Origin of the sequence: Mesorhizobium loti R88b (assembly GCF_013170845.1) — a bacterium.
Classification (GTDB): domain Bacteria; phylum Pseudomonadota; class Alphaproteobacteria; order Rhizobiales; family Rhizobiaceae; genus Mesorhizobium; species Mesorhizobium loti_B.
The window spans coordinates 1,079,657-1,102,737 of sequence record NZ_CP033367.1; the positions used below are offsets into that span (position 1 = coordinate 1,079,657).

A 23,081-nucleotide genomic window follows, 5' to 3' on the forward strand; every position below is an offset into this window, starting at 1 on the left:
TAGCGGAGTTCAGTCCGATTCGAGCAGGATTTCGTCCAGTTCGTCGGCGTTCTTCCGCATCGTCATGTAGAGAACAAGCGCAACGATGCAGCCAAGGAAGATCAGGCTGGTGAAGGTGGTGCCGAAGCCGAGGCCGCCATATTCAGCCGGCTGCGACAAGAGATCGCCGAAAGAGGCACCAAGCGGCCGCGTCAGGATATAGGCGAGCCAGAAGGCCAGGATGGCGTCCAGATGAATGAGGTAATAGGCAAGCGCGATCAGCACGATGGCCCCGCCGAACATGAGGCCTGAGGCGAGATAACCCATGTCCAGGCTTTCGGCGACGAGATCGCCGGCGGCGGTGCCGAGCGAGAAGGTGAACAGGATCGCCAGCCAGTAGAAGATCTCGCGGCGGGTGGTGAAGATGGTGTGGATCGACAGCGTCCGCTCGCTCGCGTACCAGACCGCGAAAGTCGCCACGAGTGCTACCGAGAAAGCGATTGTCGTGGTCTGCAGGCGCACGCCGAAATTGTCGACGAGGTTGTCGGTGATCAGCGTGCCGACGACGCTGATCAGCACCACCGCCGTCCAGTAGGCCCAAGGTACGTAGCGTTTTTGCGCGAATTGCAGGACAAGGGCGACGATCAGCACCCCGGTCATGATCAGCGAGGTCAAGGTCAACCCAAGCCCGAGGTTGACGGCGAGATAGTCGGCCGCCGTCTCGCCCATGGTCACCGCCATCAGCTTGATCAGCCAGAAATCGAGGGTGACATCCGGAACCCTGTTGTGGCTGGGAGCGGCGTGGGAATGGGGCGCGAGCATGGCTGGGATCCTCGATTGCTGCGGCGGGCTACTTGCCCATGACCTTCATCGCCTGGGCGAAGAAGTCGTCGGCGCGCTTGTCGTCGTCGGCATTGCAGCGTTCGATGCCCTTGGTCTCCAGCTCCGAAACCTTCGTCTTGTCGGCAGCGCTGAGCGTGGCCGTGGCCTCCGCCGCGCGGAGGCTTTTCAGCGTTTGCTCGCAAGGCACCGTGGCCGCATGAACAGAGGGTATGGAGGCGGAGGCGGCGAGGGTTACGGCTGCGAGGGCGGGTGCAAATCGTCTCATTGAAAAATTCCCTATCTGACGCCGGTGATCCGGCAATTGAAGCCGGCCCCTAAATGGCGGACCGGCATTCGAACGATAGGCGAGCGACTTCACTGCAGCCTGTCTTGCGGCATACAAATTCGTAAGGATGGACGCGGTTGGCGCAAAAGGTCTTTACGAACGTGCCGCGCTGCGCTGATAGAGGGTGGTCGCCTTGTATCCGCCATCAATGGCGCGCCCCAGTGCCGAACTCGCGAAGAGTGCCCCAGGAAACACGAATGACCTACGCGTCCCTCAAGCCGGTTTCACACGCTTTCGTGCAGCGCAAGCGGCTGATCTTCGTGCGAGTGGCGGCAGTGCTCGCGGTGCTGCTTCTGTTTCTCACCAAGCCGGCGCTCAGCGAGGGTTCGAACGGGCACGAAATGCTGGAATTCTTCGGCTTCTGCCTGGTGCTCGCCTGCGTTGCCGGCCGGCTGTGGAGCATTCTCTATGTCGGCGGCAAGAAGAACGAGGAACTGGTTTCGTCGGGACCGTTCTCGATGAGCCAGAACCCGCTCTATTTCTTCTCGACGGTCGGCGCGGTCGGCATCGGTTTGCTCTACGGCTCGGTGCTGGCGGCTTTGGCGCTAGGCCTCGCCAGCTTCCTGATCTTCCGCGTCACCGCGCGCAAGGAGGCCGCATACCTGCTTGGCAAGTTCGGCCCGGCCTATCTGGCCTACACCAAGAGAACGCCGCGTTTTTGGCCAAATCCGCTGATCTACAGTGACGGTGACCAGATGGAGTTCTCGACACGCGCGCTCAAGCGTACTTTTTTTGACGGGCTCTATTTCCTCGCCATCTTCCCGGCCATCGAGCTGGTCGAGTATTTCCGCGAGGCCGGCCTGCTGTTTCCGGCCTTCGTCACGATCTACTGATCGTTAAGGCCTGCTGCCGCTAAATCATGACGTTGCCGGAGGCCCGGCTGGTCTTGGTTTGAACGGAGATGATCCCATGCCAGCTTCGCTGCTGACCAGCCGGGCCAGCCTGACAGTCTTCACTAGCGAAGACGCAGCCGTCTGGGCAAGCCTTACGGCGGCGGTGCCGGCCGAGATCGGCGATCGCCTGGCGGCGCTGCGGAGGATCGCCGGGGTCGCCGGCGTGGCGCAATACAGCGACGGCCGACCGGAGGCGATCGTGGTCGGCCAGCGCCGCCCGGCGGCGGCGATGATGCGCATCGCTCTGTTCTGGTCCGCCACCAGCTTCGTCGCGACCGACGGTCCGCGCCTGCTGGAGACGCTGGAGAAGGAGGCGCATGGGCAAGATGTGCTGTGCCTGCGCGCGGATGAGGCGACGGTGCTGGGCATTGGCGGCCAGTGGGAGCGCCGGGACGGCTTCCTGCAACGCTGGATCGGCATCGAACCGTCCCGCCGGCAGGAGCTGATACCACCCTCCTGGCCGCAGACGGCTGGCTTCACCTGCGGGCCGTCGGCGCTCGCCATGGCCATGGCCGGTCTCGATCCGGCCTTGCTGCCGGACCGGGCGCTGGAAGTCGAACTCTGGCGCGAGGCCACCACCATCATCGGCCCGAGCGGTCCGGGCGGCTGCGACCCCTACGGCCTGGCGCTGGCGGCGCACCGGCGTGGGCTGCGCGTCGAAGTGTTCATAAGCAGTGCCGAGCCGATCTTTCTCGACCGTGCCGCCTCGGAGGAAAGGCGCGGCCTGATGAGCTTCGTTCAGACCGGGTTCAAGCGCGACGTCGAAGCCGCATCGGTGCCGATCGAGCCCCGAGCCTTTGCCGTCGAAGAGATCGCCCAGGCGCTCGATGGCGGCTTGCTGGCGCTGGTGCTGATCGATCAGGCGCCGATGATGGGCTACACCTGCCCGCACTGGGTGCTCGTCCACAGTCATGGCGGCGGCATCTATTTCCTCAACGACCCCTGGATCGAGCCCGACCGGCTGGAACAGAAGACTGATGTCGTCGATCTCCCGATAATGGCGGCGGAACTGGACCGGATGGCCTGGTACGGCAACCCGGCCTACCGCGCCGCGGTGCTGGTTGGACCGGGCTCAACGACGCGGAAGCGCTAGGCTCCCAGCGGATAAGGCATGTAGCCGACGAAGCCAGCGATCTTCCAGCTGCCTTCGACCTTCCGGCAGAAATACAGCGTCTGCCATTTCAGCCGATCGACACTGCCGTCGGCCTTGGCAATGCTCCCGTCGAACTTCTTGTGCAGCACGGCGCGGTCGCCGTCGACGTCGATGTCGCGCAGATTGGTGACGCGAAAAATTGCTTCGCGCAGCGGCTCGGCAAATTCTGTCGCCGCCGTTTCCTTGGCCTGGCGCAGCCACTCGTCGCGATAGATCTCCAGGCGTGGGAATTGCAGCCGCCAGGCGTCGGCATTGGGCAGGAAATGCGCATGCATGCCGAAGAAGCTTTCGGCGATGAAATCATTCTCCACAACAGACCAGTCCTGGCCGATGAAAGCGTCGATGTCGCGCCGCACCAGCATCTCCCACAGCGCGTGGCGGTCGGCATCGCCTGATGGAAACGGGTTCTTGTCGAAGGTCATTCTCGGTTTCTCCGGTCTCACAAAAGCGCCTGTCCGTCCCGGCCGCAAGGCCGTCCGGCAAGCGCGCACGATGCAAGCGCTCTTGTAATAAAGCAACACGGATTCCGAAGAATGTTGCTTTCCAACAAGGGCCCTATCGGGATCGCGGCTATCGCGGTAAATCTTGGCTGAAGTGGGCGCCGCCACAGCGCCTGGCCATGTCATCACAGGAGATCATCCCTTGCCCAAGCAGACCTTTGGAACGTCGCATGTGCCGCTGTCGCCCGCCGTGCGCGCCGGCGACTTCGTCTATATCTCTGGCCAGGTTCCGGTCAGCGACGGCATCGTGGTCAAGGGCGGCATCACGGAACAGACCGAGCAGGTGCTTGCCAATGTAAAGGCGGCGCTTGCATTGGCCGGCTGCACCCTGGACGATGTGGTGAAGACCACCGTCTGGCTGGAGGACGCACGCGATTTCGGCGCCTTCAACGCCGTCTATGCCAGGCATTTTCCGAAGAATCCGCCGGCCCGCACGACGGTTGAATCGCGGCTGATGATCGACATCAAGATCGAGGTCGAGGCGGTCGCCTACAAGCCGGTCTAAGAGACACAGCAAAGCGGAGGTTCCCCCCATGCAATTCGACCTCCTGTTGAAGGGCGGCCGGCTGATCGATCCGGCGTCCGGCATCGATGCGCCGCGCGATGTTGCCATTGCCAATGGCCGTGTCGCCGCGGTCGAGGCCGACCTCCCGGCGGAGCGCGCCAATCAGGTGGTCGACACGACAGGCTGCATCGTCGCGCCTGGCCTGGTCGACCTGCACAGCCACGTCTACTGGGGCGGCACCTCGCTCGGTGTCGATGCCGACCGGCTCGCCGCCAAAAGCGGCACCACCACCTTCATCGATGCGGGCAGTGCGGGCGCCGGCAATTTCCTCGGCTTCCGCCGCCATGTCATGGAGCGCTCGAAAGTGCGCATCCTGGCCTATGTCAACATTTCCTTTGCCGGCATTTTCGGCTTCTCGCAGACGGTTTCGGTCGGTGAATGCAGCGATCTCAATCTGTGCGAACCGCGCGAGGTGGTTGCCGCCGCGCGCGAGCACGCCGATGTCGTCGTCGGCGTGAAAGTCCGCTCCGGCAAGCATGCCGGCGGCACCAGCGGCATCGCGCCGGTGGATCTGGCGCTGGAGGCCGCCGACCAGGCAGGCCTGCCGCTGATGGCGCATATCGACGAGCCGCCGCCCGGCCGCTCGGAAGTGCTGCCGCGCCTGCGCAAGGGCGATATTCTTACGCACTGCTTCCGGCCATTTCCCAACGCGCCGGTGTTTGCCTCCGGCGCGGTGCGGCCCGACATGCGGCTGGCGCGCGAGCGTGGCGTCATCTTCGACCTCGGCCACGGCATGGGCTCGTTCGATTTCGAGGTGGCGCGTGCGATGCTGGCCGAGGGCCTGATGCCGGACGTGATCTCGAGCGACGTGCATCTCTACTGCGTCGACGGGCCGGCCTTCGACATTCTGGTCTGCATGTCGAAGCTGATGGCGCTCGGCATGCCGCTGGTCGAGGTTTTGCGCGCGGCAACGCAAGCGCCGGCACAGGCGATCGCGCGGCCGGACCTCGGCACGCTGGCGGTCGGCACCGTCGGCGACGTCGCGGTGCTTCGCCAGCGCTCTGGCCGCTTCACCTTCGTCGATGCGGTCGGTGCTTCGCTGGTCGCCGACCAGCGACTGGTCTCGGAAGGGATTGTTGTTGGCGGGACCTGGTGGCCGAACGAGGCGGTCAATGATGTCAGCGAGACGGAGCATTTCGAGGCGCATGCCAACCACACGCATGTCGAGGTGGCGGCACGGCATTTCGGGCATCGTCACGATTAGCTGATCTCGGCCGGCAGGGTCGTGCCTGTCTTGCGGCGGATGCGCGTTGGCGAAGGGCTTCCCCCACTCCGTCGCTGCTTCGCAGCGCCACCTCTCCCCCCTCCGGAGGGAGAGGAAGGGTGCCAAGGTTGGCGAACTCGCGCCTTTCCTCTCCCCCGTCGATCGGGGGAGAGGTGTCGAGCGAAGCTCGACGGAGTGGGGGTCGAACCTTACCCGGCGTTGCTCGGCTTCCCATAAACCGGCGTCGCAATCCCCTCCATCCGCGCCTTGATCTGCAGCGCCACATATTTCGAATAAAACCGCGACAGCGCCAGATTGCCGCCGTGAAACCATAGCGCTTCCTGCGCCGTCGGCTTCCACATGTTGCGCAGCTCGCCTTGCCAGGGGCCGGGGTCGCCCTTGACGCCGGAGCCAAGGCCCCAGCACGGCCCGACCTTGTCGGCGACCTCGCGCGAGACGAGCGCGGCGACCTTCTCGTTCATCGACTGGTAGCCGGTGCAGGCGATGATGGCGTCGGCTTCGAGCTCGGTGCCGTCCTCGAACAGGATGCCTTTCGCCGTCAGAGACTTGATGGCGACGCCGCTGCGGATGCCGATCTTGCCGTCGATGATCAGATCCGAGGCGCCGACATCGATGTAATAGCCGGAGCCGGTGCGGTAGGCCTTCATCAGCAGGCCGGTCTCGTCGTCGCCGAAGTCGATGGCAAAGCCCGAGGCGCGCAAGCGATCGTAGAAGGCCGCGTCGCGCGCCTTGATCACCTCGTAGAGCGCGCGCTGACCCTTGGGCACCAGCGCGAACGGCGTCGAGGCGACGATCATGTCGGCCTTTTCGGTGGTAATGCCGCGCGCCAGCGCACTTTCCGAGAAGATCTCGAAGCCGACTTCCATCAGCGTGCTGGACTTGACCACGGTGGTCGGCGAGCGCTGGATCATGGTGACGTCGGCGCCGCTTTCCCAGAGATCGACGCAGACATCATGCCCCGAACTTGCCGCGCCGATGACGGCAACCTTCTTGCCACGGAATTTGTCGCCGCTCGAATACTGGCTGGAATGCAGCAGCTCGCCCTTGAACTGGTCCGCGCCCGCCAGGTCGATCTTTCGCGGCGGGCCATAGGCGCCGGTGGCGAAGACGATGTGCTTGGGTTTCAGCGTGATCTGCCGGCCGACGCGGTCGACCACCACGGTCCACTCTTTCGCGGTCTCGTCATAGGAGGCGCTGAGGCACTTGGTGGCGACCCAGTAGTTGAGCTCCATGACGCGTGTGTACATTTCCAGCCAGTCGCCCATCTTGTCCTTGGGCGTGAAGACAGGCCAGTTTTCCGGGAACGGAATGTAGGGCAGATGGTCGTACCAGACCGGATCGTGCAGCACGAGCGTGCGGTAGCGGTTGCGCCAGGAATCGCCCGGGCGCGCGTTCTTCTCGATGACGATGGTCGGCACGCCGAGCTGCCTCAGACGTGCGCCCAGCATGATGCCGCCCTGGCCGCCGCCGATGACCAGGCAATAGGGTTGTTCCGAGGCGCCGAGTTCACGCGTCTCGCGTGCCCGTGCCTCCGACCAGGTCTCGCGCTCTGGGTCCGCCTTGTGGCGCACGCCGAGCGGCCGCTCCGCGCCCTTGCGCTCCTCGAACCCCTTGAGGTCGGTCATCGCCGTGAATAGGGTCCGGCAACGGCCGTCGCGCAGGCGCAGGCTGCCCTGGCCCGAGGCGACTGCCGTTTCGAATGTGAACCAGGCTTCAACAGTGCCTTCGTCCGCGGTCGCCTCGCCGGTGAGACGCCATGCCGTTGGCTTGGTGGTGGCCAGCGTGGACGTGAGCATGCCGGCGATGGTGTCGCGGCCTTCCATGGTGGTGACGTTCCAGGTGAAGGTCAGAAGGTCGCGCCAGTAGCAGTCGTCGACGAACAGGTTGCTCGCGGCTTGTATGTCGCCGGCTTCTAGCGCTTGCGCAAGGGAGTCGAGCCATACGGCGGCCTGTTTCGTTGGTGCGATCTCGAGCATTCTTTCCCTCTTTGCTGCGGTGCCCAATCTGTATTGGGACGATAATTGTCGAAGCCGGCGCCGCCCCTCATCCGCCTGCCGGCACCTTCTCCCCGTGAACGGGGAGAAGGAAAGAACTAGTCCCCGAGCGGCTCCATCTCCTTGCCGGTGCGGTGGATCTGGGCGTTGTATTTGATGCGTCGGACCGTCTCGCGGGCGGAGCCGTCGAGCTTGTAGGCGGAGGCCACGGCCAGCAAGTCGATCGCCGCCAGGAAGGCATAGCGCGAGGCCGTCGGCTTCAGCGTGTCGGGATATTCTGATACCGCCACCGTCAGCCTGACGTCGCAGGCGCGGGCGAGATCGGTGTCGGGCGCGGTCACGGCGATCGCGTTGGCGCGATAGTGCTTGGCGAGTTCGACGGCCTCGATCACCTCGCGCGTGCGCCCGGTCGCCGAAATGGCGATCACCAGGTCGCCGGGCTTCAAGGTCGAGGCGGTCATGCGCATCAGATAGGGGTCGCACTGGGCGCTGACGGTAATGCCATAGCGAAACAGCCGGTACTGGGTTTCCTGTGCCAGCGCCGAGGAACTGCCGCCGAGGCCGAAGACGGTGACCTGGCGTGCCTTGGCGATCAGTTCAGCGGCCTTTTGCAGCTCACCCGGGTCGATCTGCCGCTCGGCCTCCTGCAGCGCCCGGCGCGCTTCGCCGAAGACGGCGTTCCAGAACGGCATGCCATTGTCGTTGCTGACGGTCGGCGACTTGGCCAGGTAGAGCGCGCCGACGACCAGGCTCTGCGCCAGCTTCAGCTTGAAATCGCGCACGCCCTCGCAGCCGATGGCGCGGCAGAATCGGGTCACCGTCGGTTCGCTGACGCCGGCGCGTTCGGCAATCGCCGCATTGGAGGCATCGACGGCGTATTTGACATCGTCGAGCACGACATCGGCGACACGGCGTTCGGCCGGGCGCAGTTCCGCGTAGGAATCCTTGACCAGCGAGATGATGTCGGGGATGCGCCTGAGGTCGCGTCCCTCCGCATCTCCAGCGCTGCCTTCCCTGCTGTCAGCTTCGGTCATGAAGTCGATCTTCCCTGCACCTTTTTCGACCTGACCTCTTACCATGTTTGCACGCTGTCGTTCCATGCGCCTGGCGGCGTTGCAACCGCTGCGTGCCGCAAGGGAATGTCGCCCGCCTGCGGGCGAGATAACAACGCCGAAGCTTGGCGTTCAGGCAGCGACCAAGATCTATCACACGGCGTCCGGCGACCTACCCAATCCTCTCCAGCCGCCTTGGCAGCCGGTTCATCGGCAGGGGCCCATCTGCAGTGATCAGGAACTGATCCTCGAGATTGAAGCTGGCGAGGCCGTCTATGTAGAGCGGGATCTCGAAGGCCAGCACCATGCCCGCTTCGATGACGACATCGCTGTCGGCCGCAATAAATGGCCATTGCTCGGAGAAGACCGATTGCCCGACGCTGTGGCCGAAATGGCCGCGGCGATAGGAGCTCAGGCCTTGTCGGGCGAGGCTCTCGGTGGTGATGCGGTGGACATGGGCGAGCGTGTTTCCAGGGATCAGCACCGCCAGCCCGTCGTCGAAAGCGCGTTCGGCGATCGCATGCAATTCGGCCTGGTCGGCGGAAGGCGCTCCGAAGGTGAAGTTGCGTGACATGTCGGAGGCATAACCGCCAACCGTGCAGACCATGTCGCATTTCAGCGGATCGCCAGCCTCTGCCCTGGCATCGGCGCCCTTGGCCCGGGCACCGAGCGTCACATATTCGGCTGTCACGACCGGATGCGACAGCCCGGCCGCGGCCTCAGCGACGCCTTTGCGGTAGAGCGCGACGAGGTCGGCCTGGCGCATGCCGGCCATGGCATCGACCTGCAGCCGCTCCAGCCCGGCTTCCGAGAGAAAAATGCCTTGCTGCAGCAGATCGATCTCGCGTTGCGACTTGATGGACCGCAACCTGTCCAGGACCGATGAGCCGTCGACGACAGGGCAATCCGGCAGCAGCGCCTGGATGGCCGCGAAATCGGCTGCGGGAATAAAGTCGAGGTCGATGCCGAGCGTTGCGCGTTCCAGTCCGAATTCGGCGAGCAAGGCCTGCAACTGGCGCACGGAGCCGGCAAGATCGAAGGTCGCGGGACGGGAGAAATCCGGCGCGCGGCCAAGCGCGGCAAGGCCGGCCTCGATGCGCTCGTCTAGAAGACCGTGAGTGCCTGTAGCCAGGGGTACGGATTCGATCCAGATCGGGTGCGACCGCACCACCGCTTCCGGTGCGGCGATCCGCAGCTGCGCCACGTTGAAGTCGGCCACGACAACGCCGATCGGCAGGTCTTGCCGGGCCGGGATGACGACGAAGCCGGCGCCGGCACGCCGGAACAGGCCGGCCGGGCCGATCCATGCGCCGGTCGCATAGTGGAAGGCCTCGGGCGCCGACAGCACGAGTGCTTCGATGCCGGCCTGTTCCATCACATGCGCGGCGCGCTCACGGTCGACGAAGCCTGTCATGGTGCTCTCCGGATGTCCGAAGCGGCAAGGGAGCATTGCACAGAGCGACAATCAAGCCAGTTGCTCGCTGATGACGGTCTGCGGGCGCCTTGCATTGGCGACATTCGAGACTTGCCGAGGCCAATCGCAAAGGCATCCGATCCGTGGACGTTGGCGATCCACCGAACCCCTACTTGATCGTCTCCAGCTTGGCGATGGCCGCGGTGAAGCCGGCCAGTGACACCGGGATGGTGACCGGCTTGCGGGTGACCGATTCCATGCCGATGTTCAGATTGGTTCCCGACTTCATCGCCTTGACCAGCTCCGGCGACAGCGGCGTGGCGGCATAGGCGCCGTTCTGGTCGCTGGTCTGGATGGCGATGACGACCTTTTGCCCCTGGTCGACCTGGTAGCTGGCGCCGGATGGCAGGAACAGGCCGTGCGGCAGAGCGAGCAGCATGGCCAGGCTGCCATTGCCGCTGTCTCGGCGCACGGTCACGGTCAACACGCGCTGGCCGGTCTTGGCCTCGGTCAGGTTCTGCGACACCTGGCATTGAAGCTCGGAATTCGCCGAGCCGCTGGAGCAGTTCACCGCCCACGGATTGGCGTCGGCCGGCTTGGGTTGAGCCTCCTTGGCCTGGGCCGGTTTGGCGGCATCCTCGGCAAGAACGGGTCCGGCGACGGCCAAAATCAGCCACAAGACGCCAAATCCCGCGGTCAGGCCTATTCTATTAGACCGTACTAATATTGATGCCATGTCTTCCGTGCCCGCCAAATTCCCCGCTTCGGACCGGTATTTTCCGCAGCAAAGGCTTGATACTACACTGGGAACCGTTGCGAAAGGCGGAGTCCCGGCAAGACAGCCGACGAAACTACTGTGACCATCCTGCCACACACAAGAACTTTAGCATGAATTCAATGAATTCGAGGCACCCCAGACTCGCTATACAATAGAATTCGCGTAAAAACTTGCACACGTGGGACGTGCAAGTCCCGGAAGGACTCGCCAGGGATGGGAACTACCGAGAAGTCTCGGCAAGTTGGTGAGATGGCAGCGCGTGGGGAGGGTTTCCACGTGCGCGCTGGGTTTCGCCGTTCGCAAATTGCAAGACAGTTGTGGAAGACGACAGCCCTGACGGCACTGACGCTCGGCCTTTCTGGCGTCGTCGCACACGCCGATCCGGACGGGCTCTGGCAGCCGCAGATCCGCGCCATCATCGGCGCCGACAACAATGGCGGCAACGCCGCGCTCGAAGGCTTCATCCCGATCAAGCAGACGGCCGAATCGGTGCTGTTCCTGGATGTCCGGGCCAAGCACGATTTCAAGGATGCTTCCGGCCAGGACATCGGCCTTGGCATTCGCCGCATCGTCAACCCCGACCTGATGCTCGGCGGCTACGCCTATATCAACGTCGAGAACTACAACAGCACGCAGTTCACCGCCGGCACGCTGGGCGTCGAGGCGATCACGCCGAATTTCGACGCGCATGTGAACGTCTTCATCCCGATCAAGGGCGACTCGACCGACCATTCGGTCTCGTCTTCCCTGTCGATGGTCAGCAACCAGCTGATCGAACAGATATCCGTGCTCGACCATCGCGATTACGCGGCCTGGGGCATCGAAGGCGAGGTCGGTGCAAAGGTGCCGATCAACCTGCCCGACAAGCATTCGCTGCGGCTCGACATTGGCGGTTACCATTTCGAGGATCCGCACGGCGACGACGGCAGCGTCACCGGCGCCAAGGCCGGCTTCGAATACACGATCGGCGATGTCTTCGGCAGCGGCACCGAACTGGTGCTGGCCGGCGAGGTCCGCGACGACAATCGCGACCACACCCAGTTCGCCGGCAGCGTGCGGCTGAACATCCCGTTCAATCCCGGCCATGGCTCGGACACGACCGGGGCGATCAGCGACGCGGAGCCGGTCTATCCGGTCAGCGAAGGCCTGCGCAAGCGCGTCAACGAGCGCGTGCGCGGCGATATCGGCGTCAGGGTCCAGTCGCAGGATCTGACCGGCGGCTCGACCACGCGTGTTGCGATCAACGCCGCCACCAACGCGGCGTTCGGCAAGTTCTATTATGCCGATGGCGTGGGTGCCGGCACCGGCACGTTGGCGGCCCCGACGACTCTGGACAGTGCGGTCGCCCAGGCCGGCACCGGTGGCTTCGTGGTGGCACTTGGCGGCAACGGCAATTTGACGACCGCTGGCGTGACGCTGGCGAATGGCCAAACCGTCATCGGCGGCGGCGAAAGCGTCACCGCGAAGCTTTTCGGCGGCGGCACCGCCACCTTCAACCTCGGCGGCAGCGACGGCACGATCCAGGGCACAAACGTCGCCAACAATGTCATAACGCTCGGCAACGGCAACACGCTGAACGGCATCACCATCACCGGCGGCGCCGACGGCATCTTCGGCAACAACGTCACCGGCACGACGCTGACCAATGTCACGGTGACGGGTGCCGGCGCCAACGGCGCCGAGTTCACCGGCAATTCGACCAATGTCAGCGCGTCCGGATTCACCGCGACCGGCAACGGTCTCGACGGCCTGCACATCCAAGACAACGGCACCTACAATTTCACCGGCACGACGTTGCTGCAGAGCAATCTCGACGACGGTCTCGATGTCACCGGCCAGGGCACCTACACCTTCGCGACGCTCAATGCGCAGGATAACCACGACGCTGGCATAACCGTGAAGGGGACCTCGGTCGCAGGCAGCTTCACCACCACCGGCGGCCAGGTGTCGGGCAACCAGGCCCTGGGCGACGACGGTGTCAGCGTCTTCATCGACCCGATTACCGCGCATGTGGTGCTGGATTCGATCACGCAGACCGGTGGCACGTCGGGTGTGGCGCTCGACCACGTTTCGGGCAGTTTCACCGTCAATGGCGCGACGACGATTTCCAACACGACGGGACCGGCGATCGCCATTTCAGATTCGCCGGCGACGATCCGCTTCGGCGACATCAACATCACCAATCCCGGCACTGACGGCATCTCGTTCAGCGGCGTCAACGCCGCGGTGGTGGCCGGCAACATCGTCATTTCCGGCCTCGGCGTCGGCACGGGCCTCGATTTCTCCGGCAGCCAGACGAACTTCACCGCGCAGTCGCTCCACGTCACGGGCACAAATTCTGCCGGTTCGATCGGCATCGATCTCGTCGATACGACCGGCGATGCCACGATCATAATCACCGATGGCGGCGTCATCAGTGACGTGGGCACGGGTGTGCGCCTTGGCATTTCCGGCTCTCTCGCCCATTCGGCAAATGCCGAATTCACCTTCGGCGGCGGCTCCATTTCAGGTACGGCATCACTCGACGCGCGCGGCCTCAACCAGACGCTCGGCCACTATGCGTTCGGCTCGACAACTTTCAGCGTGCCGCAACTCTTCGACACGCAGAATGTTATCTTTGTCGGCGCGACAGCGACCGGACTGATGGATGGATCGTCGCTGTCGGATCTCGCTTCGGTCACCACTGCCGACGCCAATACCAACGCCGACGCGATCTTCGTGCTGGTCAACAATCCCACCAACACGGCCATCGACGCTTCAGGCGGCTTCTCGCTGAGCACGGGCCAGACCCTGGCGTCGTTCGGCAATGGACGCAGCTTCTCGCTTGGCGGTGTCCCGATCAACGTCACTGGCGACAATGTCGCGCATGACGAGGTCGTTTCGGACCCCACCGGCGGTGCAGCGACGCTGACCAATTCCGGAGCGGGCGCCGTCGTCACGGCCGCCAGCGGCAACTCACTGCAGGACTTCAACATTTCCGGCGGCAGCGCAGCGGGTATCAGCGCCTCCGGCGTCACCGGCCTGACCGTCCAGGGCGTCACGGTCGGTGGCGTTGCCACGGGGCTTTCGCTCAACAATTTCACCGGCCCCGGCACCTTCACCAATTTCGACGTCACCAGCGCCGGCACGGGCGTCAGCATCACCGGCGGCACCACCGGCATCCTGACCTTCGACACGGCAAGCTCGATCGCCAACACGACCGGCGTGGCGTTCAACATCGATTCCTCGACGCCGAACCTCACCTATAACGGCACGATCAACCAGACCAGCGCTGCCAGCGCGGTCAAGATCAACGCCATGACTGGCGGCTTCGCCACCTTCGGCGGCAAGATCACCGCCAGTACGGGTGCGGCCAATGCGATCGACCTGACCAACGATACTTCCACGGCGATCGCCTTCAATGGCGGCCTGATTATCAACACGACCTCCGGCATCGGACTGAATGCCACCAACGTCAGCACGCTGGGTATATCGTCGGCCGCAACCAACACGATCACCACCACGACCGGCCAGGCAATCAATATCGTCGGGATGGATGTCGCCTCTGGTGGAATCTCATTCGACAGCATCACCACGGGAGTTGTCACGGCTCAGAATGCGCTGAACCTTGACACGATGGGCGGTGGGGCTGTCTCCCTGGGAGCCGTTACGATCGGCGGAGCGGTGGGTGATGCTATCCGCGCCACGAGTGCTGTGAATCACTTCACATTCGATTCGATCAAGATCGATGGCGCCGGCGGCGATGGCGTCAATCTCATTGGCGCCAGTATCGGCACGGTGGATATCGGTACCGTCGATATTGATGGCGTGGCGGGCAACGGTATCGAGATTCAGAACGGCGTCGATCACAATGTGACCATTGGCGGTGGCACTATCGGCGCAACCACTCCTGCCGGCGGCGCGGCTATACGCATCGAAGGGCAACAGGCATCGAGCACGATTACGCTCACCAATCTGGCGATCACAGCCGGCAGCGGTGGAGGCCTGGCCATCTCCGACTCCGCCGGCGCGATCCAAATGGTCGGCGGCACTATAAATAATTCCGGCACCGGAAATGGCATCGTCGTTTCCGGCGGCAGCGCCGCGATCACGGTCTCGGCTCCCATCTCCAGTTCGGCGACCGGGCTCGGCACGGCGGTCAAGGTCGACGGCATCACCGGCGGCACGGTGGCTTTCTCCGGCAATGTCACCTCGACTGGCACCGGCAATCTGTTCGCTATCGGCACAACCACGGCGCCGACCGGCGGTACGATCAGCTTCACCGGCTCGGCACTGACGGCCAGCGGTGGCGGCGGCGCCGTGATCGGCTCCCTTGGCGCCGGCGCGATCTTCAACGCGACCGCGCCTTTGTCGATCACCAACGCGACCGGAAACGGGCTGTCTATCTCGAACGTTGCTGGAAGCGCCACCTTTGGCGCGGTGACCGTGTCGGGCGCCGGGGGCAACGGCATCGACATCGCTGGCAATGCCGGTTCGGTCACGTTCACCGGCACGACCAATGTGACGCTGGGCTCGACGGCCAACACAGCCGGTATCAATTTCAGCGGCACCAATGCCGACGTCAGCTTCGGCACGACCAATGTGACGATGGGCGCCGGCGGTACTCAGACCGGTATCGACTTCAGCGGCTCCGCCACGACGGCTGATTTCGGCCTGACCACCATCACCGGCACCGGCGACCTCACCTCGCGCGGCATCGACCTGTCGTCGACGACAGGCAACAAGACCATTACCTTCCTGCGCGGCTCCAGCATTTCCAATATCGGCATCGGTGTCGACCTGTCGTCCGGCCTCTCCACGGCGACCTCGGCCAACGCCAATTTCACCTTCGGCGACGGCACGTCCGTCGATGGGCTGCAGTCGTCCATCAGCGCTGCGGCCGGCGGCTTCACCGTCAACACGATCGGGCTCGATCCGGCGCTCGGCAACTACAATTTCAACGACGTGTTCTTCACCGGCAACGCGAATCTGGCGCTGGCGGCCGTCGGGACGATCATGATCTCGCAAAATGGCGGCGTCATCACCACCGGCACGAACGGACTCACCGCCGACGTCGCCACGGTCACGGCAGCCCAGGCCGACGCCATGGTCGGCACGCAGAGCTTCGCCTTCGTCGGCACGGTCGACCTCAGCGGCACGCCGTTCACGCTCGATGCGGGACAGTCGATCATCGGTTTCGGCAACGGCGCCTCCCTCACCACGGCGGGCACCATCCAGCCAGTCAACGTCCAGGGCAATCTCGGCGCGACGGGCGCCACCGTCTCCGGCGACGAAGGCGTGGTCAAGAGCACGGGCAGCGATACGCTGCATCTGATCGGCGGCAATACCGTCAAGGACACGGCTTTCGACTTCACCGGCGGCAGCGGCTCGGTCTTCCTCATCGACTCAAGCGCGGCGGCCTTCGACAACACGGGCGGCGTCGTCATCAATGGCGTCACGGTCAGCAATGTCGCCGTGGGCCAGACAGCGTTCAAGGTCGACGGCGCTACCGGCACTATCGGCAATGTGTCGATCACCAACAACAACATCAACGTAGCCGGCACGCTGCTCGACGCCAATGGCGGCGGCGGCAACATCACGGTCACGCGCGGCAACCTGCCCAACAGCGGGCCGGCCGGCACGCTGACCGGCGGCGGCATCTCGATCGCCAACCATACCGGCGGCACGGTCAAGTTCACCGATGACGTGACGATCGGCGGCGCCGGTGTCACGCTCACCAACAACACCGGTTCGACGATCACCTTCGCCGATCTGGATGTTTCGACGTCGGGCGCGACGGCGTTCACCGCCACGGGTGGCGGCGCGATCAATGTCACGACCGGCACGGTGGCCAACTCGAACGGCCAGGCGGTGGCACTGGACGGCATCACGGCCAACATCAACTTCGCCTCGACGAGCGCGACCTTCAGCGCTGGCAGCGGCGTCGATCTGCAGAACCTCAGCGGCACGGTCGCCCTTGGCACCGGCACGCTGACCAACACCGGTGCGGGCACGGCCTTCAATGTCGGCTCGGCGACCAACGCCAGCGGCGGCAATGCTGATATCTCCTATGGCGGCACGATCGCCAGCAACGGCACGGGCGCCGCGGTTTCGATCCAGGAACTCACCGGCGGCTCGGTGACGCTGTCGGGCAATCTGACGGACGGCCTTGCGGACGCCGGCGGCAATATCATCGTTACCGGCATCGACAATGGCACGGCGGCGACCGTCACCTTCTCCGGCTCGACCAAGCAGATCGACTCGGGCGCCATCGACGGCGTCAGCCTCGGCATCACGGGCAATTACCCCCTTGGCGTGCCGACCCTCAATACAAATGGCACGGTCAACTTCAGCAATGGCGGCCTCGCCATAAAGACGACGACCGGGACAGGCTTTGTCGCGGCGTTTGGCGGCACCGTCAGCGTATCAGGCACTGGCCCCGTTACTGGAAACACGATCGACTCCGGCAGCAATGGGTTGGTCATAGGCTTCGCCGATGTCGGCAGCGCCGGCGTCACCTTCGACAACATCAAGGCTGTCTCCACAGCTGGTGTCGGGGCTGGCGTGCTGCTCGAGGGCGTCGTGCTCGGCGGCGATGTCAACATTGGCGGCCTGAAGGATACTGGCTACATCGGCGCCTCACTGTCCGGCCTGAGCGGCACCGGTGTGGTCAATTTCACCGGCACGATCGATCTCGACACCAGCTACGAAGGGTTCGAGATCGTTGGCCCCCAGATCACCACCGTAAACATCGCCAATGTCGCCGGATCCACCCTGACCATCGATGGCAGCCAGATCGGCATCACACAGACCTCGCAGGGCGGGACCGTCAATGTCGGCGTCAACGGCAGCGCCAGCATCACCAACACCACCGTCGCGGCCCTCAGCCTCGGCGGCGGCAATGACCTGGCCTTTACCACGCTGACCTACAACGGCTCGATCACGATCGGTGCGGGCTCGGTGATAAGCGCCAGCGGCGACGGAACCCGTCTGAACATGAGCGGTTCCGTCGTTTCCACCACGTCGTCGACGGCCTTCGACTTCTTTGGCCATGCCGACGGCATATACGATATTTCGAGTACCATCGATCACAGCGGTGGCACAGGTGTCTCTATCGGCGGCTCGGCCAACGGCACGGTCACCTTCTCCGGTACATCGAAGATATTCAACACCGGCGCCAACGATGCCATCGTCAAGGCGCCGGCGTACGTGCCGGATCCGCAGACCAAGGGCACGCTCAACTTCACCAATGGCGGCCTCGTCATCACCACCACCAGCGGCGCCGGCTTCACCGCCAGCACCTTCGGTCCGGGAACGGTCAGCGTCACCGGCGACGGCAACACCATCACCACCGGCACGGGCACCGCGCTGAAGCTGGGCGACGCGACAGCGGTCCTGGCGGGGGCGACTGGCGCGACGGTCGGCGTGGATGGCATCAAGTTCGATACGATTTCGACCAATGGCGCTGCGACCGGCATCTCGCTCAATGATGTCAGCGGCGGCGCCCTCGATCTCGGCGCGGTCAACCTGGAAGGCATCACCTCGCGCGGCGTCGATGTTTCCGGCACGCTCGGCTCGGCGGTGGACTTCACAAGCCTCAAGGTCGGGCTCAATGCGGCGAACGCGGTCGGTCTAGACCTCAATGGCGCCGCTCTTGGCACGAGCAACATCACGGCGGGCGATTTCGACGTCGATGGCGGCAGCTTCGCCGGCACCATCGGCATCGACATGGCCGGCACGACGGGCACCGGCACGATCCAGCTCGGCGACACCGTCAACAACAATTCGGGCGGCCAGACTTCGACCATTGCCAATGTCGGCTATGGCGTCCAGTTCTCCAGCGCCACCAACGCCAAGCTGGTGTTCGGCGACGGTCAAGGCCCTGCCGAATCGTCGATCGCGACCACTGGCGGCCAGGTCATCCACGCCACCGATAGTTTGCCGACCAATGGCGACTACAATTTCAACGACGTCACTTTCAGCGGCGATACCGCGAACCTGTCGTCGATCAGCGTCTACTACGTCGATCGGGACGGCAACATTTCGGGAACCGGCGACGGCAGCCTCGCCAACCCGGGCAGCCTCGCACAGGCCCAGGCCTCGACGGCCAACGTCGTCGTTTTGATCGACAAGAACACCGGCGGCACGCAGGAAACGCTCGACCTGAGCGGAGGTACGTTCAGCGTCGATGACGGTCAGGTGCTGCTCGCCTTCAAGAGCGGCGACGCGGCCGTCGATGTTTCGCAACTCGGTGTCGACACCAGCGGCGGCGCCTCGGCGGCGTTCCACTTCACCACGGTGCAGAATTCGCCGATCATCTCGGCGCCTGGCGGTATCGACACGCTGCGACCTGTTCTGCAAAGCAACACCGCCGGCTCGGTGGTCAACTTCGCGACATCAGGCACCGGCCTCGTCACCGGCGGCATCCAGAACCTCATCATCCGCAACACAGGCAGCGGCACCGGCGTCGCCGTCACCGCCACGGCCGCCTCCAGTTTCTTCCTGAGAAACGACGACATCGCCGCCGGCGGCCGGGCGCTCGACTTCTCCACCACCGGCGCACCGGCCAACACGCTTCTGCTTTCGATCGATGGCAACACGCTGCAATCGACCGGATCCGCCTTGGCGGCATCCTTCTCCGGCCAGAACATCAGTGCGACGGACAACTCGATCGCGATCAGGTCCTTTGCCGGCAATAAAGTGATCGGCGGCACCGGTGGCGGCATCGCCTTCAACAATGTCTGCTTCGATTCCGACGGCGCCGGCGGCACCGTCAGTGCCGGCTCGCTCGGCATCGGCACTCCCGGTGCGCGGGTCCAGGGCAACGGCCTCAGCTTCACCAACACCAGCGGCACCCTTGATCTGGGCACGCTCAGCCTCGCCAACAATGGCGGTACCGGTGTCATCGCCAACACCAAGACCACCACCTTCACGCTGAACACCAGCGCCGGCGTGGTCACCACCAGCAACGGCACGGCATTCGATCTCGATCCGCTGACCGTCAACATGACGTTCAGCAGCGTGACCGCCAACGGTGGCGCCAGTGGCATCATCTTCGACGGCGTTGCCGGCACCTTCACCGTCACCGGCGCGACGAGCATTACCAACACGACGGGCTTCGGCATCAGTGCGATCAACACCAACACCGGCACGTTCAATTTCAACACTGTGACGGTGAACAATGTCACCACCCCCAACACGGGCGGCGGCATCGGCTGGGCCAGCGGCACGCTGAACATCTCCGGCCTGGCCAACATCGACACCACGAGCGGCGCCGGGCTTTCGCAAACCGGTGGCACGACCGGCTTCACCGGCGGCGTGACGATCGATACCACCAGCGGCGACGGCATGCTCGTCATCAATGGCAGCGCGATCACCGTGACCGGCGCCACGAACACCGTGACGACGGCCACCGGACGCGTCGTGTCGATGCAGACCGCGACCATCGGCGCCAGCGGCGTGACGTTCGGCACGCTCAAGGCGACCGGCACGGTTAGCGGTCCCGGTGTCCAGCTCTCCGGTGTCTCGGGCGGCATCTTCAACGGTGGCAATGTGTCCATTGCAGGCTCGAGCAACAACGCGATCACGGTGCAGAACGCCACCTCGTCCACCGTCAATTTTGCCAGCGCGACGATCAGCGGCGCCAATGTAAACGGCATCGATATCAATGGTGGCGTGACTGGCACCGTGACCTTCGGCACGGTGGCCATCGACAACACCGGCGCATCCGGTGTGCGCCTGCTGAACACGTCCGGCACGGTCAACATCAATGGCGGCTCGATCGGCGCGAGCAACGACCCGGCAGGCATCGGCGTGGAGGTTTCGGGCGGCGCCGCTACCTTGAATGTGGCTGCTTCGCTCACCAAGACTAGCGCCGGCAAGATCGTCGACATCTCCGGCGTCACCGGCGGCACGGTCACGCTGTCCGGCGCGCTCACCGCCAACACTGCCAGCGACAACGGCATTTTTGTCCACGCCAACACCGGTGGCACCTTCAATTTCAACGGCGCCATGACGCTTTCGACAGGTGTCAACACTGCGGTCAATCTGGCGACCAACGCCGGCGCCACCATCAATTTCGCCGGCGGTATGGCGATCACCACCACCTCCGGCCTCGGCTTTGGCGCTACGGGCGGCGGCACGATCAACGTCACCGGCACCAACACGATCAACACGTCCAGTGGCCAGTTCCTGGTCTGGAACGGCATGACCGTCGGCGCCAGTGGCGCCACCTTCAGCACGATGACGGCCATTAACACGATTACCGGCGGCGATGCGGTCAATCTGACCAATGTCGGCGGCGGCGTCTTCAATGGCGGCACGCTCAGCGCCGTGACCGGTACCAACTCCAACGGCATCTTCCTCAACGGCACCGGCGCAACGGTGAACTTCGCCAAGGTGACCATCAAGGATCAGGCGGGCTCGGCAAGCGGCGGCGGCATCAGGATCGACAACAACACCGGCGCGGTTACGGTCGGCGATAACACCAGTGCGATCGGCGGGGCCGGCGGGTTCGGCTCCGTCAAGGGTATCGGCATCGACATCAATGGCGGCTCCGGCGACATCACCATCGCGGCGTCGGTGTCGAAAGGAAGCGCTGCCAACAACGTCGTTCAGATCACCGGACGCACCGCCGGAACGGTCACGCTCAGCGGAACCCTGAGCACCAACGGCGACGTCAACAACGGCATCAACGTCAACACCAACACCGGCGGCACGATCATCTTCTCTGGCGCGGGCAGCACGCTGACCAGCGTCACTAACACCGCCGTCAGTTTGGTCAACAACACTGGCGCGACCATCAACTTCACCGGCGGCGGCCTGGCCATCAACACCACCACCGCCACCGCCTTCAACGCCACCGGCGGCGGCACGGTCAACGTGACCGGCACCGGCAACACGATCGCGTCGACGACCGGCACCGCGCTCAACGTCATCAACACGGACATCGGCGCTTCGGGCCTGACGTTCCAGAGCATCTCGTCGAATGGCGCCGTTAACGGCATCGTGCTCAACAACACTGGCACCAGCGGCGGTGGGCTGACTGTGACCGGCATCGGCACGACGGCGAGCTCCGGCGGCACGATTACGAACTCGACCGGCGACGGCGTAAGCCTGACCTCGACGCAGAACGTCAGTCTGACCAACATGAACATCACCAACTCGCAAGGAAACGGCATCCTCGGCAACAGCGTCAAGGGTCTGGTACTGAACCGCGATACCGTGTCCGGCAATGGTAACTCGTCGGCCGGCAACGGCGAGGGCAACATCTACCTGTTCGAATTGACCGGAGACGCGACGCACCTGACGACGTTCAACAACCTGACGGTCAGCAACGCCTACGTCCACAACGTGTTCATCCAGAACACCGGCGGTACCTTGGCCGACCTGGTGGTGACCAACAGCACCTTCTCCAACAACGGCGCCTCGACGCATGCTGGCGATCAGTTCCAGATCGACCTGACCACGGGCGGACTTGCCGGAACGCCGACCGCGACGGTTCACGCCACGCACAATACCTTCAGCGGCAATTTGGCCACACCGGCGACCTTCACAGCAACCGGCTTCGCCGGCTCGGTCGACGACGGCACCCTCAACGTCCACCTCGGCGACGGCACCGCTGGCGGCCTGAACACGTTCGATACCAACGATTCGGGTATTACGCTGTCCTCCTCGAATGCCGGTTCGCTCAACTTCGACGTGAACGACAATCTCGTCACGCACAATCGCGCGGTCGGAATAGCCATCAATCACTTCGGCACCGGCAACGTGACGGGGTTCTTGCGCAACACGACCGTTGGTACGCAGGGCGATGTGCATTCGGGATCCGAGATCGGCAATGGCGTCGATATCCACGACGAGTCCACCAGCGGCACCGTGACGCTCAGCGTCACCAACAACATCGTACAAAGCGTTGGCGATGGTGCGGGAAGTGGGTTCGAAGGCATTGATGTCCAGATGGGCAACGGCGCCCAGAATTCGGCGACCACCATGAACATCACGCTCACGGGCAACACGATCCGCGACATTCTCGATGACCGCGGCCTGTTCATCAACAATTTCGATATCGCTGGGAGCAGTGTGATCAACGCGCTCGTGAGCGGAAACACGTTCACAAATGCAAATGCCGGCGGAGGCACCACAACCGCACGCGTAGGCGGAGCGCCCGGCGGAACCGACAAGGTCAACGTCACGCAGGCCGATGCGAATGCTCTCGCCGCAGCGAATGGCCTCACTGCCGGTGCAGCGCCCGGAAACACGATGCGCGTCGACACCAATGTCGTGTTCAGTCACGCCGCGCCGGCATTGCCGCCGCCCACACCGTGATGATCGCTGGCAGACTGAGGTCGCGGTAGTGCTCTGTTAACCAATGCGCGCGCT

General features: G+C 64.1%; 12 protein-coding genes. 5 read left to right on the forward strand and 7 right to left on the reverse strand.

All coding sequences use genetic code 11. The features are described from left to right. Positions 1–9: 9 nt before the first annotated feature. A complete protein-coding gene (locus EB235_RS05150) occupies positions 10–801 on the reverse strand; it encodes a COG4705 family protein (RefSeq protein ID WP_027032027.1) in 792 nt (263 codons plus the stop codon). Positions 802–829: 28 nt separating this feature from the next. Then, on the reverse strand, positions 830–1,087 hold the full coding sequence (locus EB235_RS05155; protein ID WP_027032026.1) for a hypothetical protein: 258 nt from the start codon (positions 1,085–1,087) through the stop codon (positions 830–832). Between the two features lie 257 nt (positions 1,088–1,344). Here EB235_RS05155 and EB235_RS05160 point away from each other — a divergent pair, with 257 nt between their 5' ends. Next, positions 1,345–1,980 (forward strand): methyltransferase family protein, encoded by a 636-nt coding sequence (locus EB235_RS05160; protein WP_027032025.1) that lies wholly within the window; start codon positions 1,345–1,347, stop codon positions 1,978–1,980. 76 nt (positions 1,981–2,056) lie between these two features. Further along, positions 2,057–3,133, forward strand: a complete 1,077-nt coding sequence (locus tag EB235_RS05165; RefSeq protein ID WP_032925696.1) for a peptidase C39 family protein — start codon at positions 2,057–2,059, stop codon at positions 3,131–3,133. Here the strand turns inward: EB235_RS05165 and EB235_RS05170 are convergent. Then, entirely contained in the window at positions 3,130–3,615 is a 486-nt protein-coding gene (locus EB235_RS05170; RefSeq protein ID WP_027032024.1) for a hypothetical protein, read from the reverse strand. The two genes, EB235_RS05165 and EB235_RS05170, sit on opposite strands and share 4 nt — an antisense overlap. Positions 3,616–3,835: 220 nt before the next feature. Here EB235_RS05170 and EB235_RS05175 point away from each other — a divergent pair, with 220 nt between their 5' ends. Further along, positions 3,836–4,198, forward strand: a complete 363-nt coding sequence (locus EB235_RS05175; RefSeq protein ID WP_027032023.1) for a RidA family protein — start codon at positions 3,836–3,838, stop codon at positions 4,196–4,198. A 28-nt stretch (positions 4,199–4,226) separates the two neighbouring features. Continuing rightward, entirely contained in the window at positions 4,227–5,462 is a 1,236-nt protein-coding gene (locus EB235_RS05180) for an amidohydrolase/deacetylase family metallohydrolase (protein ID WP_027032022.1), read from the forward strand. A gap of 209 nt (positions 5,463–5,671) precedes the next feature. On the opposite strand, the gene EB235_RS05185 is transcribed toward EB235_RS05180, so the two are convergent. The 4 genes from EB235_RS05185 to EB235_RS05200 all read right to left on the reverse strand — a co-directional run bounded on the left by EB235_RS05185 (position 5,672) and on the right by EB235_RS05200 (position 10,622). Next, positions 5,672–7,459 carry an NAD(P)/FAD-dependent oxidoreductase gene (locus EB235_RS05185; RefSeq protein WP_027032021.1) on the reverse strand — a complete coding sequence of 596 codons (1,788 nt, stop codon included), beginning with the start codon at positions 7,457–7,459 and terminating at the stop codon, positions 5,672–5,674. A gap of 116 nt (positions 7,460–7,575) precedes the next feature. Further along, positions 7,576–8,511 (reverse strand): MurR/RpiR family transcriptional regulator, encoded by a 936-nt coding sequence (locus EB235_RS05190; protein WP_027032020.1) that lies wholly within the window; start codon positions 8,509–8,511, stop codon positions 7,576–7,578. 190 nt (positions 8,512–8,701) lie between these two features. Next, positions 8,702–9,943 carry a M24 family metallopeptidase gene (locus EB235_RS05195; RefSeq protein WP_027032019.1) on the reverse strand — a complete coding sequence of 414 codons (1,242 nt, stop codon included), beginning with the start codon at positions 9,941–9,943 and terminating at the stop codon, positions 8,702–8,704. A gap of 169 nt (positions 9,944–10,112) precedes the next feature. Further along, positions 10,113–10,622: an invasion associated locus B family protein gene (locus tag EB235_RS05200; RefSeq protein ID WP_245268865.1), complete on the reverse strand. Its 510-nt coding sequence runs from the start codon at positions 10,620–10,622 to the stop codon at positions 10,113–10,115. A 414-nt stretch (positions 10,623–11,036) separates the two neighbouring features. On the opposite strand from EB235_RS05200, the gene EB235_RS05205 reads away from it, so the two are divergent. Beyond that, a complete protein-coding gene (locus EB235_RS05205) occupies positions 11,037–23,027 on the forward strand; it encodes a beta strand repeat-containing protein (RefSeq protein ID WP_051429723.1) in 11,991 nt (3,996 codons plus the stop codon). Positions 23,028–23,081 lie beyond the last annotated feature (54 nt).